14 protein-coding genes are annotated in these 13,225 nt (G+C 70.8%); 6 read left to right on the forward strand and 8 right to left on the reverse strand.

Features of this window, described 5'->3' with window-relative positions; all coding sequences use genetic code 11:
* Positions 1 to 34 precede the first annotated feature (34 nt).
* The 3 genes from cysP to cysW all read left to right on the forward strand — a co-directional run bounded on the left by cysP (position 35) and on the right by cysW (position 3,045).
* Positions 35 to 1,066, forward strand: coding sequence for a thiosulfate ABC transporter substrate-binding protein CysP (cysP, locus tag KHC23_RS02560; RefSeq protein WP_213369183.1), 1,032 nt, complete (start codon positions 35 to 37; stop codon positions 1,064 to 1,066).
* Positions 1,067 to 1,316: 250 nt separating this feature from the next.
* Positions 1,317 to 2,138 (forward strand): sulfate ABC transporter permease subunit CysT, encoded by an 822-nt coding sequence (gene cysT / locus KHC23_RS02565; protein WP_213369185.1) that lies wholly within the window; start codon positions 1,317 to 1,319, stop codon positions 2,136 to 2,138.
* 4 nt (positions 2,139 to 2,142) lie between these two features.
* Complete coding sequence (cysW, locus tag KHC23_RS02570; protein ID WP_213369187.1) at positions 2,143 to 3,045, forward strand: sulfate ABC transporter permease subunit CysW; 903 nt, start codon at positions 2,143 to 2,145, stop codon at positions 3,043 to 3,045.
* A gap of 40 nt (positions 3,046 to 3,085) precedes the next feature.
* Here the strand turns inward: cysW and lhpI are convergent, their stop codons facing one another.
* From lhpI to KHC23_RS02610, 8 genes are all read right to left on the reverse strand, one after another.
* Complete coding sequence (gene lhpI, locus KHC23_RS02575; protein ID WP_213369189.1) at positions 3,086 to 4,045, reverse strand: bifunctional Delta(1)-pyrroline-2-carboxylate/Delta(1)-piperideine-2-carboxylate reductase; 960 nt, start codon at positions 4,043 to 4,045, stop codon at positions 3,086 to 3,088.
* Positions 4,046 to 4,047: 2 nt separating this feature from the next.
* Positions 4,048 to 4,437: a lipopolysaccharide assembly protein LapA domain-containing protein gene (locus KHC23_RS02580; RefSeq protein ID WP_246544096.1), complete on the reverse strand. Its 390-nt coding sequence runs from the start codon at positions 4,435 to 4,437 to the stop codon at positions 4,048 to 4,050.
* Positions 4,415 to 4,708, reverse strand: coding sequence for an integration host factor subunit beta (gene ihfB / locus KHC23_RS02585; RefSeq protein WP_091439795.1), 294 nt, complete (start codon positions 4,706 to 4,708; stop codon positions 4,415 to 4,417). Before ihfB ends, KHC23_RS02580 begins: the two co-directional genes overlap by 23 nt.
* A 76-nt stretch (positions 4,709 to 4,784) precedes the next feature.
* A complete protein-coding gene (gene sppA, locus KHC23_RS02590; RefSeq protein WP_213369196.1) occupies positions 4,785 to 5,765 on the reverse strand; it encodes a signal peptide peptidase SppA in 981 nt (326 codons plus the stop codon).
* 106 nt (positions 5,766 to 5,871) lie between these two features.
* The gene (locus KHC23_RS02595; protein WP_213369198.1) at positions 5,872 to 6,489 is read right to left on the reverse strand and encodes a DapH/DapD/GlmU-related protein; all 618 of its coding nucleotides are present in this window, start codon (positions 6,487 to 6,489) and stop codon (positions 5,872 to 5,874) included.
* Positions 6,490 to 6,502: 13 nt separating this feature from the next.
* A complete protein-coding gene (locus KHC23_RS02600; protein WP_246544098.1) occupies positions 6,503 to 7,336 on the reverse strand; it encodes a DUF1045 domain-containing protein in 834 nt (277 codons plus the stop codon).
* A gap of 11 nt (positions 7,337 to 7,347) precedes the next feature.
* Complete coding sequence (locus KHC23_RS02605; protein WP_213369200.1) at positions 7,348 to 8,487, reverse strand: alpha-D-ribose 1-methylphosphonate 5-triphosphate diphosphatase; 1,140 nt, start codon at positions 8,485 to 8,487, stop codon at positions 7,348 to 7,350.
* 58 nt (positions 8,488 to 8,545) lie between these two features.
* A complete protein-coding gene (locus tag KHC23_RS02610; protein WP_213369202.1) occupies positions 8,546 to 10,177 on the reverse strand; it encodes a gamma-glutamyltransferase family protein in 1,632 nt (543 codons plus the stop codon).
* 97 nt (positions 10,178 to 10,274) lie between these two features.
* On the opposite strand from KHC23_RS02610, the gene KHC23_RS02615 reads away from it, so the two are divergent.
* The 3 genes from KHC23_RS02615 (at position 10,275) to KHC23_RS02625 (ending at position 12,985) form a co-directional block, all read left to right on the forward strand.
* Complete coding sequence (locus tag KHC23_RS02615; RefSeq protein ID WP_213369203.1) at positions 10,275 to 10,514, forward strand: hypothetical protein; 240 nt, start codon at positions 10,275 to 10,277, stop codon at positions 10,512 to 10,514.
* Positions 10,515 to 11,159: 645 nt separating this feature from the next.
* Entirely contained in the window at positions 11,160 to 12,290 is a 1,131-nt protein-coding gene (locus KHC23_RS02620) for a type III PLP-dependent enzyme (RefSeq protein ID WP_213369205.1), read from the forward strand.
* Positions 12,291 to 12,388: 98 nt separating this feature from the next.
* Positions 12,389 to 12,985 carry a GNAT family N-acetyltransferase gene (locus KHC23_RS02625; RefSeq protein ID WP_213369207.1) on the forward strand — a complete coding sequence of 199 codons (597 nt, stop codon included), beginning with the start codon at positions 12,389 to 12,391 and terminating at the stop codon, positions 12,983 to 12,985.
* The last annotated feature ends 240 nt before the right edge of the window (positions 12,986 to 13,225 follow it).

Here is a 13,225-nt window from a genome sequence, read left to right on the forward strand (position 1 = left end):
CGGTCGCGCCCACTTCCGATCCCGGAGCTTGCCCATGCGCCTCTCGCGCCGCCTGATGCTGACCTCGACCCTCGCCGCCGCCCTCGGGCCGTTCGTCCTTGGCGCCTTCGCCTCCCAGGCCCGCGCCGCCGAGCCGAACCAGATCCTCAACGCTTCCTACGACATCGCGCGCGAGTTGTTCGAGGCCGAGAACAAGCAGTTCGAGCCGGCCTACAAGGCCAAGACCGGCAAGGAGATCAAGGTCAACCAGAGCCATGCCGGCACCTCCAAGCAGGCGCGCTCGATCGTCGAGGGCCTCGAGGCCGACGTGGTGACCTTCAACCAGATCACCGACATCCAGTTCCTGGTCGACAAGGGCTTCGTCGCCAAGGACTGGCAGCAGCGCCTGCCCAACGCCTCCTCCCCCTGGTACTCGTTCCCCGCCTTCCTGGTGCGGGAGGGCAACCCGAAGAACGTGAAGAACTGGGACGATCTCGTCCGCGACGACGTGAAGCTGGTGTTCCCCAACCCGAAGACCTCGGGCAATGCGCGCTACACCTATCTCGCCGCCTATGCCTTCGCGCTGGAGAAGTTCGACGGCGACACCGCCAAGGCCGACGAATTCGCCAAGAAGCTGCTCTCCAACGTCGTGGTGTTCGACACCGGCGGGCGCGGCGCCACCACCTCCTTCGTGGAGCGCGAGCAGGGCGACGTGCTCATCACCTTCGAGGCCGAGGTGATCGGGGTGAAGGACGCCTACAAGGACAAGAACTTCCAGGTCGTGGTGCCGGAGGTGAGCCTGCTCGCCGAATTCCCGGTGGCCGTGGTCGACAAGGTGGTCGACAAGCGCGGCTCGCGCCAGATCGCCACCGACTACCTCTCCTATCTCTACACGCCGGAAGGCCAGAAGATCGCCGCCGAGCTGAACAACCGCGTCGTCGACCCCAAGGTGGCCGAGGAGTTCAAGGCCAAGTTCGCCCCGGTGCGCCTCGTCAAGGTCGAGGACGTGTTCGGCGGCTGGGCCAACGCCCAGAAGGTACATTTCGCCTCCGGCGGCAAGCTCGACGAGCTGTTCGTCGCCCAGTGAGCGGTGAAGCGCCGCCCGCCATCGCGGTCGAAGCGTTTCCTGAGCACCGTCATGGCCGGGCGGGTCCCGGCCATCCACGTCATCTCACCTGCTGACGTCGTGGATGCCCGGCCGGGGGTCGGGCATGACGGGCCGGCTACCCCGCGCTGGACATCGGCATTGAATTGCGGCATGGCCGGGCGTGTCCCGGCCATCGCCGTTTCCCTCACGGCCCGTGCCGAACGGCGCCACCGACGGAAGGAGCCGCCCGTTGAACCGCGTCATACCGGGCCTGTCGCTCTCGCTCGGCATCACCCTGCTCTATCTCAGCCTGATCGTGCTGCTGCCGCTCGGCGCGCTGGTCTGGCAGGCGCTGGATGTCGGCTGGGACCGCTACCTCGCCATCATGAGCGGGGCGCGCACCATGGCCGCCTTCCGCGTCACGCTGTCGACCGCGGCCATCGCCACGGTGTTCAACTGCATCTACGGGCTGGGGCTGGCCTGGGTGCTGGTGCGCTACGAGTTTCCCGGCAAGCGCTTTCTCGACGCGCTGGTCGACGTGCCCTTCGCCCTGCCCACCGCCGTGGCCGGCCTCGCCCTCTCGGCTCTGTTCGCGAAGAACGGCTGGTTCGGCGGGCCGCTGGCGGCGATCGGCATCGAGGTCGCCTACACCCCGCTCGGCATCGCGCTGGCCATGGCCTTCACCTCCATCCCCTTCGTGGTGCGCACCGTGCAGCCGGTGCTGGAGGATCTCGCCACCGATGTGGAGGAAGCCGCCGCGACGCTCGGGGCCTCCGACCTGCGGGTCTTCGCCCGCATCATCTTCCCGGCCATCCTGCCGGCCTTCCTCACCGGCGCCTCGCTCGGCTTCGCCCGCTCGCTGGGCGAGTTCGGCGCCATCATCTTCATCGCCGGCAATTTGCCGCTGAAGACCGAGGTGGTGTCGTTGCTCACCTTCATCCGCATCGAGGAATATGACTACCCGGCCGCCGCCGCCATTGCCGCGACGCTGCTCGGCTTCGCCTTCGTGCTGCTGTTCCTGGTCAACATGATCCAGCTCTGGCAGCAGCGTCGCATCGGCACGGGGGACTGACATCATGGTCCGCGAACCGCTTCCCGGCGACTCCCTGCCCTCCCCCTCAGCCCATTCCCCCCGCCGCATCCGCGTCGGCGACGGGCCGCTGGCGCGTGCCGTGCTGATCGGCAGCGTGCTGCTGGTCACCGCGCTGGTGCTGGTGGCGCCGCTGCTGGCGATCTTCGCCGAGGCCTTCCGGCAGGGCGCGGCCGCCTATGCCGCCTCCTTCGCCGCGCCGGACACCCGATACGCCATCGGCCTCACCGTCTTCACCGCGCTGATCGTGGTGCCGATCAATGTCGGCTTCGGCATCGCTGCCGCCTGGTGCATCGCGAAGTTCCGCTTTCCCGGCCGCAACCTCCTGGTGGCGCTGGTGGAACTGCCGTTCTCGATCTCGCCGATCATCGCCGGCGTGGCCTATCTGTTCGTCTATGGCGGGCAGGGGCTGCTCGGGCCGTGGCTGGCCGAGCACGACATCAAGATCATGTTCGCGGTGCCGGCGATCATCCTCGCCAGCCTGTTCGTCACCGCCCCCTTCGTCGCCCGCGAGCTGATCCCGCTGATGATCGCTCAAGGGTCGGAGGAGGAAGAGGCGGCGGTGACGCTGGGGGCGGGGGGCTGGCGCATATTGCGCCTCGTCACCCTGCCCAATGTGCGCTTCGCCCTGCTCTATGGCGCCGCCCTGTGCAATGCGCGGGTGATGGGCGAGTTCGGCGCGGTGTCGATCGTCTCCGGCAACATCCGCGGCCAGACCAACACCCTGCCGCTGCAGATCGAGCTGCTCTACCAGGACAATAACGCGGTGGCCGCTTTCGCGGTGGCGACGCTGCTGACCCTGGTGGCGCTGGTCACCCTGGTCGCCAAGGCGATCATCGAGCGGCTCGACGCCGCGCGGGTGAAGGCGCAGGGCAAGCCGGGGCATTAAGAGAACCTTTCACTCTCTCCTCAGGGCAGAGCGAGCTACGTCAGCCTTTCAGCGCCTTCCACACCAGCTCGGCGGCGGCGAGGTCCTCGATCGCGGTGCCGACCGATTTGAACAGGGTGATCTCCTGGTCGCTGCCGCGCCCCTGGGCGGTGCCGGCGGTCAGCTCGAACAGGTCGCCGTGGATGTCCTGCGGCGTCAGCAGCCCGCTCGCCAGCGGGATGACGATGTCGCCCGCCTCCTTGCCGGCGCCGGCGCGGGTGTCGACATAGACCCGCGAGCGGCGGATCGCCTCGTCGTCGGCCTCGCGCATGGTGGGCGTGAAGCCGCCGACCAGGTCCACATGCTGGCCGGGGCTGAGATAGAGCCCCTCGACGAGGGGCTGCGGCGAGAGCGTGGCGGAGCTGATGATGTCGGCGCCGGCGATGGCGGCGCCCCGGTCGACCTCGGCCCGCGCGTCGAAGCCTACCGCGCGCAGCGTCTGCGCCAGCGCCTCGGCCTTCGCCAGCGTCCGGTTCCAGATCGCGATGGAGCGGATCGGCCGCACGCTGGCATGGGCGCGGGCGAGATGGGGCGCCAGCGCGCCGGCGCCGATCAGCGCCAGCCTGCTGGCATCCGCGCGGGCGAGATAGCGGGCGGCGAGCGCCGAGGCGGCGGCGGTGCGCCACACGGTGAGGGCGCGCGCGTCCATCACCGCCAGCGGCTCGCCGGTGGCGCCGGAATTGAGGATGTAGAGGCCGGTGATGCTCTCGATGCCGCGGGCGCCATTGCCGGGAAACACCGTCACCAGCTTGGTGCCGAGCATGTCGGCCTCGCTGCCCTCGCCGGTCCAGGCCGGCATCAGCAGCAGCGTCGCCTCGCCATCGGGGCGCGGCAGCGCGTGGTGATGGCGCACCGGCACGGTGATGGAGCGGCGGAACGCGGCCTCGATGGCGTCGATCAGCGCGGGAAAGGACAGCAGGCCGGCGATCTCGCCGGACGAGACGAAGCGGAGGTCGGGCATGTTCAGGCCGCGTCGCGACGATGCGCCAGCGCCGGCCGGGTCGATGGCTCACGGGTGGCGGCGCGCAGTTCCTCGACCTCGGCATGGGCGGAGCGCGCCTCGCGCGCCGATTGGCGGGCGGCCTTGCGGTAGCGGCCCTGGCTCAGCCACGCCGCCACCCCGCCCAGCACGACGCCGGCGATCATCGCCGCGAACACGACGAGGAACAGCGGCACATCGAGCGAGGCGCCCTCGGGGCCGGACAGCGGATCGACGAACAGCGGCACCGAATGGCGGTTGGCCACGGCGAGCATGACGAGACCCACCGAGACCGGCAGGACGATGAGGATCAGCAGCAGACGACGCAGCACGACAACTCCCTCGGGCGGCTCATTCCAGATCGACGCCATCATTCAGGCGTTCGCGCATTTCCTTGCCCGTCTTGAAATAGGGCACGGCCTTGCCGTCGACATCCACATGCGCGCCGGTGCGCGGGTTGCGGCCGGTGCGCGCCGGGCGCGCCTTCACCGAGAAGGCGCCGAAGCCGCGCAGTTCGACGCGGTCGCCACGCGCCAGCGCCGCGACGATCTCGTCGAGTATCGCGTTCACGATGTTCTCTACATCGCGCTGATAGAGATGCGGATTGGCTTCAGCGATCCGCTGCACCAGTTCGGACTTGATCATCGACGCCCCGGCCCCTTTTTTGTTCGGCTCGTCGGTACTCCAAAAAAATTGATATTTTGGAAGCTGTTGGCCCCGTCTAGCCTCCGCGAGGGTGCCAGAGGGCCAGAAGACCGTCAAGGCGGGCCTGCGTGGCGGCCCCGCCGGCCGCATCTGCCACGATCCGCCCCAGATCTTCAAGCCCGATCAACGACATGAGCTTTATCGACATACCGCGGAGCCAGCCGAATTCGTCGCCGGCGCGGCTGGTGTGCCAGTCGCGTACGGGAAGATCCCGGTCGACGCCGCGCTCGCGCTCCAGCCAGTCGCGGCCGGTGCGCTCGTCGCCGATCTCGTCGATCAGCCGCAGCGGCAGCGCCTGATGGCCGGTGAAGACCCGCCCGTCGGCGGCGAAGGCCAGCTTGTCGCCGTCCAGCAGCCGGCGCTCGGCGACGAGCCCCTTGAACCAGTCATAGCTGTCCTCGACCAGCGAGCGCACCGCGGCGCGGGCCTCCTCGGTCGGCGGGTCGAACATGTTGGGCGCCGCCTTGAGCGGGCTCGACTTGATCTCCTCATAGGAGATGCCGACGCTCTTCATCAGCTCGGAGAAATTGGGGAACTGGAAGATGACGCCGATCGAACCGACCAGCGCGTTGCGCGGCGCCACGATGTGGTCGGCGCCCATGGCGGCGATATAGGCGCCGGAGGCGGCCATGCCGCCCACCACCGCGACGATCGGCTTCTTGGCGGCGAGGCGGCGCAGCGCGTCATAGAGCGCGGCCGAGCCCACTACCGTGCCGCCGGGGCTGTCGATGGACAGGACCACCGCCCTGGCGCCGGAACGGCCGATCGCCTCCAGCATCTCGATCCGCTCGCGCTCGTTGCGGATGATGCCGCCGATGGTGACTCGGGCGACATGGGCGGAGGCGCGCGGCAGCAGCGCGCCGTCGCTCCACCAGGCGAAGGCGCCGAGCCCGCCGAGCAGCACCACCAGCAGCGTCAGGACCCGCCAGAAGGCGAGCTTGCGGCGCAGCCGGCGGCGGGCGAGCACTTCGTCGACATCCAATGCGCTGGCGGCCATCGCGTCCTCCCCGATTCCGGCGCCAAGGCGTAGCCGGGCAGCGGGACCGGCGCAAGGGCGAGCGCGGGAGGGAGGGCGGCCATGCGCCCCTACCCCCCATGCGCCCCTACCCGCCGTGCGTCTCCAGAAACGCCTCGACCGGCAGCGCGCGAAAATCCTCCAGCGCGGCGCGCAGCCGCGCATGCTCCCAGTCCCACCAGGCCAGCGCCTGCAGGCGTCCGGCGATGGCGGGCGGGAAGCGCTCGCGCACCGGCCGGGCCGGCACGCCGGCGACGATGCTGTAGGGCGCGACGTCCTTGGTCACCACCGCGCCGGCGGCGATCACCGCCCCGTCGCCGACGGCGCGGCCGGGCAGGATGATGGCGCCGTGGCCGATCCACGCATCGTGGCCGATGGTCACGCCCTGCGCACGGCGCCAGGCGAAGAAGCCGGCCTCGTCCTCGGCATCGTCGAAATAGGCCGAGGCGCGGTAGGTGAAATGCGATTGGCTCGCCCGCTGCATCGGGTGGTTGCCCGGGTTGATCCGGGTCATGGCGGCGATCGAGGTGAACTTGCCGATCCGCGTGTAGGCGATATCGGAATCGTTGACGACGTAGGAATAATCGTCGAGTTCGACCTCCAGGAGCTGGGTGCGCGGCCCCACCTCGGTGTAACGGCCGAGGCTGGAGCGGACCACCCGGGCGGTCTCGTCGATGGTCGGCGCCGGGCCGAGCCTGCCGGCCATGGGACGTTCCGCCTCAGCTGCCGAAGGGGAAGCGGGCGATCAGCCGGAACGGGCCGGCCTCCTGCCGGTAGAGCGCGATCTCGCGCACGATCAGCGGCCCGTCGGCGCCGCTGGCGGCGAAATGCTCGGCCAGCTCCGCCTCGGCGAGCGCCCGCTCCTCGTCGTCGAGCGAGCCGGTGAGCGTCATGTGGAAGCGGAAATCGTCCAGCACATAGGGGTAGCCCCAGCGCCCCAGATATTCCTGCTGGCGCGGGGTCAGCGGAGCGCGCAGGCGCTTCTCGCGCTCCGATTCGGTCATCGCCGCGCGAAAATCGTCGAAGGCCGCCACCGTGCCGGCGGCGAGGCGGTCCAGCGCCGCGCTCGGCACGGCGAGCCGCAGGGCGAGGAAGCGCCCGATGCTGGCCAGCGTCACCCCCGGGCAGGCGAAGCCGGCGCGGTTCTGCGCGAAGCGGGCGCAGCAGGCGCGCAGCTCCGCCTCGGTGCGGCCCGGGGCGAGGCGAAACGGCGCCTTCAGCGTGCCGTGAAAGCCGTAGCGGCGCGGCTCGGCGGTGATCTCGCGCCAGCGGGCGGCGTCGAAACGGTGCAGCGGCAGCGGCGCGCACTCGGCGCCGGCCTCCGCGTCATAGGCGAGCGCGGCGGAGCCGAAGCGCCAGAGCGGGCTCTGCGCCGGGGGGGCGAAATACACCGCATAGCGCGGCGTGGCCGCCCTCTGCGGGCCCGATCCGACCGCACCGGCCTGCGGTACGGCGGTTTCCGGTCGCCGCGCGTGGTCGTCGGGAACGGCGGCGGGCATAGAGGGGCCGAGCCTGGCGGACATCGTCGGGGCAGACATCGTCAGTGCAGACATGGGCATGGCCTTCAGAAGACGCGCCGGCCGGCGAGGAACACCTCGTCGACCCGGGGGGTGTCGTCGGCGAGGCGGAATCGCACGAGATCGGCCCGCAGCCCTTGCGCCAGCCGGCCGCGATCCTCCAGCCGGGCGAGCCGGGCCGGCGCGGCGGTGACGAGGGCGAGCGCGTCGGGCACAGACAGCCCGGCGGTACGGGTCAGCGCCAGCGCCGCCTGCAGCAGGCTGGCCGGCACATAGTCCGAGGCGAGGGCGTCGAGCAGCCCCTCGCGCGCGAGATCGCGCATCGACACGCCGCCGGCATGGGAGCCGCCGCGCACCACGTTCGGCGCGCCGCCGATGGTGGCGAGGCCCCTGTCGCGGGCGGCGCGGGCGGCTTCCATCGTGGTCGGGAATTCGGAGACGGTGCAGCCGGCCGCCACCGCCTCGTCGACATGGTCGGGGGTGGTGTCGTCATGGCTCGCCAGCACGAGGCCGGAGGAGGCGAACAGCGCGACCATGCGCTGGAAATTTCCGGCCACCGCGCCGCGCGCCCGTTCGATGCGGTCGGCCACCTCGGCGTCGATGTCGCCGCCGCTCTTGCCGATGCCGGTGAGATAGACCTTCAGGTGCTCGACATTGCGCCACTGCCGGGTGCCGGGCGTGTGGTCCATCAGCGAGGCCAGCGCCAGCGTCGGGCGCCCCAGCGCGGCGTCGACCAGTTCGGGCAGGGTGCGGTCGGTCAGTTCGCAGCGCAGATGGATGCGGTGATCGACGCGGAACAGGCCGCGCGCGACGCCCGAATCGACCGCGTCGAGCATGATCTCGTACAGCGCGCGGCGGTCCGCCTTGGCCTGGTCGAAGCCGCCGGCGCAGATCGCGTCATAGACGGTGGTGACGCCCGAGGAGGCCATCTGCGCGTCATGCGCCAGCGCGGCGGCGCGCGCATCCGGCCAGATCACCTTGGGGCGCGGCACGAAATGGCCTTCCAGCGCGTCGGTGTGCAGGTCGATCAGGCCGGGGGCGAGATAGGCGCCCTCGCAGTCGAGCGCGGCGGGAAGATGCGAGCGGCCCTCGTCGATCGCGCGGATGCGCCCGTCCGCATGCACCAGCGTGCCGTCGATGACGCGGTCTTCGAGTACCAGGCGGGCATTGGTCAGAATCACATCCATGATCGCGCCTCTCGCATGTTGTTGTGACCTTTCGATGAAGTCCGCCGCCCCGCGCGCCCTACACGCCGCCCGCGGCGCCCTCCGCGCGCGGGTCGTGCGCGCCTTCCAGCCCGCCCCTGCCCGGATGCAGGACCACGGCCCCGGCATGCCCCATTTCGTCGGCAAAGGGCGCGGCGGCGATCTCGACTTCGTGACCGGCCGAGGCGAGTTGCTCGGCCACGGCGCCGTCGAGCCCCTCTTCCAGGTCGAGGCCCGCCGTCCCGGGGCGGGTGCCGCCTCCCAGCCGCCAGCGCGGGGCGGCGATCGCCTCGCCCAGCGGCCCTCCGAACAGGGCGTAGCGGCTCATCACCGCCGCTTCGGCCTGCGGCTGGCCGTCTCCACCCGTCGCGCCATAGGCGATGACGCGCCCGTCCGGCAGTTCGGCGAGGCCGGGGGCCGGCGTGTGCGGCGGCCGGCGGCCGGGGGCGAGCGGGCTTGTTGTGGCGCCCGCGCCGGTGGCGCGCGGGTTGAGCGAGAAGGCGCCGCCGCGGGCGTGCATCAGCACCCCGGTCGCCGGCAGCACGAGGCCGGCGCCGAACACCGCGCCGAGCGACTGGACGCAGGAGACCATCAGCCCGCTCCGGTCCGCCGCGCCGAACCACACCGCCCCGCCCGGCGCCACCCGGTGCTTTGAGGGCGCGGCGCGGCGCGGGTCGATCGCCGCCGCCTCGCGTGCGAGCGCCTGCGGGGCGAGAAAATCGGCGGGGTCGCGGGCGAGCAGGTCGCGCTCGGTTACCAGCAGGTCGCGGGCGTGGAAGGCGCGCTTGGTGGCCTCGACCAGCCCGTGGACATGGGCGAAGCCCTCCGGCCGGGCGACGCCGAGACGGGCGAACAGCGCGAGGGTCATCAGCGTCGCCAGCCCCTGCGCCGGCGGGGGCGCCGACCACAGCGTCATCTCCGGCAGCTTCAGCGTCAGCGGCGAGCGGGTCGCGGCGCGGTAGGCGGCGAGGTCCGCCCGCGTCACCGGGCTGCCGGCGCGCGCCAGATCGGCGGCGATCTCGCGGCCGACATCGCCGCGGTAGAAATCGTCGAGCCCGGCCCCGGCGAGCTGCGCCAGCGTGTCGGCAAGCCGCTCGCAGGGCGTCACCGTGCCCACGGCCGGCACCTTGCCGTCGGGCTCCAGGAAGGCGTCGCGGAAGCCGGGGATCTCACCGAGCGCGGCGTGGGTCGCAAGGCTGGCGCGGTGCTGCGCGGGCGAGACGGTGATGCCGGCCCGCGCCTGCTCGATCGCCGATTCGAGCAGCCGGCGCATCGGCATCTTGCCGCCATAGGCGTGGGCGGCCTCCTGCGCCAGCCTCCAGCCGCCGACCTGACCCGGCACGGTCAATGCCGCGAGCGCGCCGCGCGAAGGAATCTCGTCATGGCCCCGTTCGCGGTAGAAGGCCGGCGTCGCCCCGGCGCCCGCCGGCCCGGCGGCGTCGATGCAGGCGACGCGCCCGGCGGGGTCGCGGATCAGCCAGACGCCGTCGCCGCCGAGCTGGCTCAGATGCGGGCAGACCACGGCCAGGGTCGCGGCGGCGGCCAGCGCCGCCTCCACCGCATTGCCGCCTTCCTCCAGCACGGCGCGGCCCGCTTCGGTGGCGTGTCTGTGGGGGGTGGCGACCATGCCGGCACCGGCGCGCGCGCTCTCGTGAAGCCGATCGTGAGCCATTTCGTACTCCCCGCAGGGCCGCCGGCGGCCGGCAGCTTGACCCGCGCCGCCGGGCATAGCAGTTTGCGCCCCGCCGAAGTAGACGGATTGGGACGAGATGAGCACGGGCCGACGCATTCGCTGGGACAATGTCAGCACGGTGGGCAGCGCCGCCATTCTGCTGGGTGCCGAGCTCATCGGGGCCGGCCTCGCCGCCGGCTGGGCCCTCGCCGCCCTGTTCCAGGCCAGCTGGGTGTGGGAGCTGATCTTCGAGGCCATCTTCGCCCTGCTCGCCATCTACGGCATCTACCGCTTCGTGAAGAAGGCGAAGTCGATCGAGCCCTTCGTCGAGGGCTGACATCGCCCCGCCGGCGGCCGCGACCGGCGGAGTCCTTGCGCGTCGGAACGCCGGCCGGGTCAAGCTTTGCCGGCTATGTCGGATATGCACGCCGGCTGCGGGTATCGTGCTGCCTGAATCCGGCGTAAACGACAAAAATTCCGCACCACCCGCTTGCAAATGACAGCGTAAATCCATACATCCCGCCTTGCCCAACATTCGCACGTGCCTGTGGTCGCGTGCCGATCGGCGGAAGTCCGGACAAGAGGCCGGAAAATCGCCAGTCAGATCGGTAGCCGGAGGCGAAACCGGCGCACCTCGCTCTCAGCGGGGAACGTGACTTGAAGCAACGACGTACGGGCTTTTTTAGTCTCTGTCGGCCCTCCAAAGGTCGGGAAACTGAAGAGGCACTACATCTTGCCGGGCGTGCGGTCGGGTCTCCCGTACCAAGCGAAGGCATCGGACGACGCTGGCGCTCTCCACATGCGCTCGGCGAGCGATTTGATGCCACGGCTCCTTTCCATACGGCCAATCGGCAAATGCCGTGCGGTCGGCGAACGGATGCGCATTCTCGCCATCAACGCGGCCCATTGGCGCCGCGGGCGAGTGTTCGCATCCAGATGTTCGCTTCATCTGGGTCGAAGCTTCGGGTCTGTGGGATTTGCCATGACTGACCGTATCCGTGAATTTCTGCGTACCCGCCGTGAAGACGGTCCCTGCGTCGTCGTGGATCTCGACGTGGTGCGCGCCAATTATGCCGCCTTCTCCCGGGCGCTGCCGGACACCCGCGTGTTCTACGCGGTGAAGGCCAACCCGGACGCGGCGGTGCTTTCGGCGCTGGCCCAGCTCGGCTCGTGCTTCGATTGCGCCTCGGTGGCCGAGATCCAGATGGCGCTCGCCGCCGGCGCCACCGCCGACCGCATCTCCTTCGGCAACACCATCAAGAAGGAGCGCGACATCGCCCGCGCCCATCAGCTTGGCGTGCGGCTGTTCGCGGTCGACTGCACCGAGGAAGTCGAGAAGGTCGCCCGCGTCGCCGCCGGCTCCAAGGTGTTCTGCCGCATCCTGTGCGACGGCGCCGGCGCCGAATGGCCGCTGTCGCGCAAGTTCGGCTGCGAGCCGGACATGGCGGTCGACGTGCTGGAGCACGCCCACCGGCTGGGCCTGCGCGCCTATGGCGTGTCGTTCCATGTCGGTTCGCAGCAGAAGAACGTCGAAGCCTGGGATTCGGCGCTGGCCTCCGCTTCGGCGATCTTCCGCGAATGTGCCGAGCGCGGCTTCTCGCTGAGCCTGGTCAATCTCGGCGGCGGCTTCCCGGCCAAGTACCTGCAGGACGTGCCGGCGGCCGAGGCCTATGGCGAGGCGATCTTCCGCGCCCTGTCGCGGCACTTCGGCAACGCCATCCCACAGACCATCATCGAGCCGGGCCGCGGCATGGTCGGCGCCGCCGGCCTGATCGAGGCCGAGGTGGTGCTGATCTCGAAGAAGTCGGCTACCGATTCGGTGCGCTGGGTCTATCTCGACATCGGCAAGTTCGGCGGCCTCGCCGAGACGATGGAAGAGGCGATCCGCTACCCGATCGTGACGCCGCGCGACGGCGACGCGGTGGAGCCCTGCGTGCTGGCCGGCCCGACCTGCGATTCGGCCGACGTGCTCTACGAGAAGACTCCGGTGATGCTGCCGGTGTCGCTCGCCATCGGCGACAAGGTGCTCATCGAGGCGACCGGCGCCTACACCACCACCTATTCGGCGGTGGCGTTCAACGGCTTCGACCCGCTGCGATCCTATGTGATCTGAGCGGGCCGCGCCCGCTTCCTCGCCTCATGGCCGGGCCCTGAGCTTTCACAATTCCCTGTCCCTCTTTACCCGGCGATCCCGGGTGTTGGAGGCCGTCAATGTCCACCTTTTCGCTCGCCACCGCCGCACCCGCCATCTCGCTGGAAACCGAAGCCGACATCGCCCAGCGCGAGGCGCTGCTCGATCTCGCCTTCGGCCGCGCCGCGCGCCTCGCCAAGACCAGCGAGCGCCTGCGCGAAGGCCGCAAGCCCGCCGAAGGGCTCGCCTTCGCGTCCCATGGGCCGGACGGGCGCGTGGTCGCCACGCTGCGCCTGTGGCATGTCGCGGCCGGCCCCGGCCGGCCGGCGCTGCTGCTCGGCCCGCTCGCCGTGCACCCGTGGTTCCGCGACCGCGGGCTCGGCGGCGCGCTGATGACTACGGCGATCTGCGAGGCGACCCGGCTCGGCCACGGCGCCATCCTGCTGGTCGGGGACGCGCCCTATTACGCCCGCTTCGGCTTCGAGGTGGGGCTGACGCAGGGCCTGTGGCTGCCGGGCGCGTTCGACCGCAACCGCTTCCTCGGGCTGGAGCTGACGCCCGGCGCGCTCACCGGCGCGCGCGGCCTGGTCAGCCCGACGGGGGCGCCGGTCGAGCTGCCGAGCCTTGGCGACCTTGTGGCGCGCGGCGACGCCGGCGAACTGCGCCGCTCGGCGTGAGGAGAGGCCGGCGCGCCCATAGCGCCGGCACCACCGCCAACAACGTCATGGCCGGGCTGGACCCGGCCATCCACGTTCTTAGTTGTCGCACATCAAAGTCGTTGATCCCCGGGCACGGCCCGGGGACGACGCTGTTCGGGGCCGCCCCGATCGTCATCCCGGCCGAGCGTGGCGAGAGCCGGGATCGGGACGGCAAGCGATCCCGGATCGGCCTATGGCCGTCCGGAATGACGCCTCAGT

The organism is Ancylobacter dichloromethanicus (assembly GCF_018390645.1).
GTDB lineage: Bacteria > Pseudomonadota > Alphaproteobacteria > Rhizobiales > Xanthobacteraceae > Ancylobacter > Ancylobacter dichloromethanicus.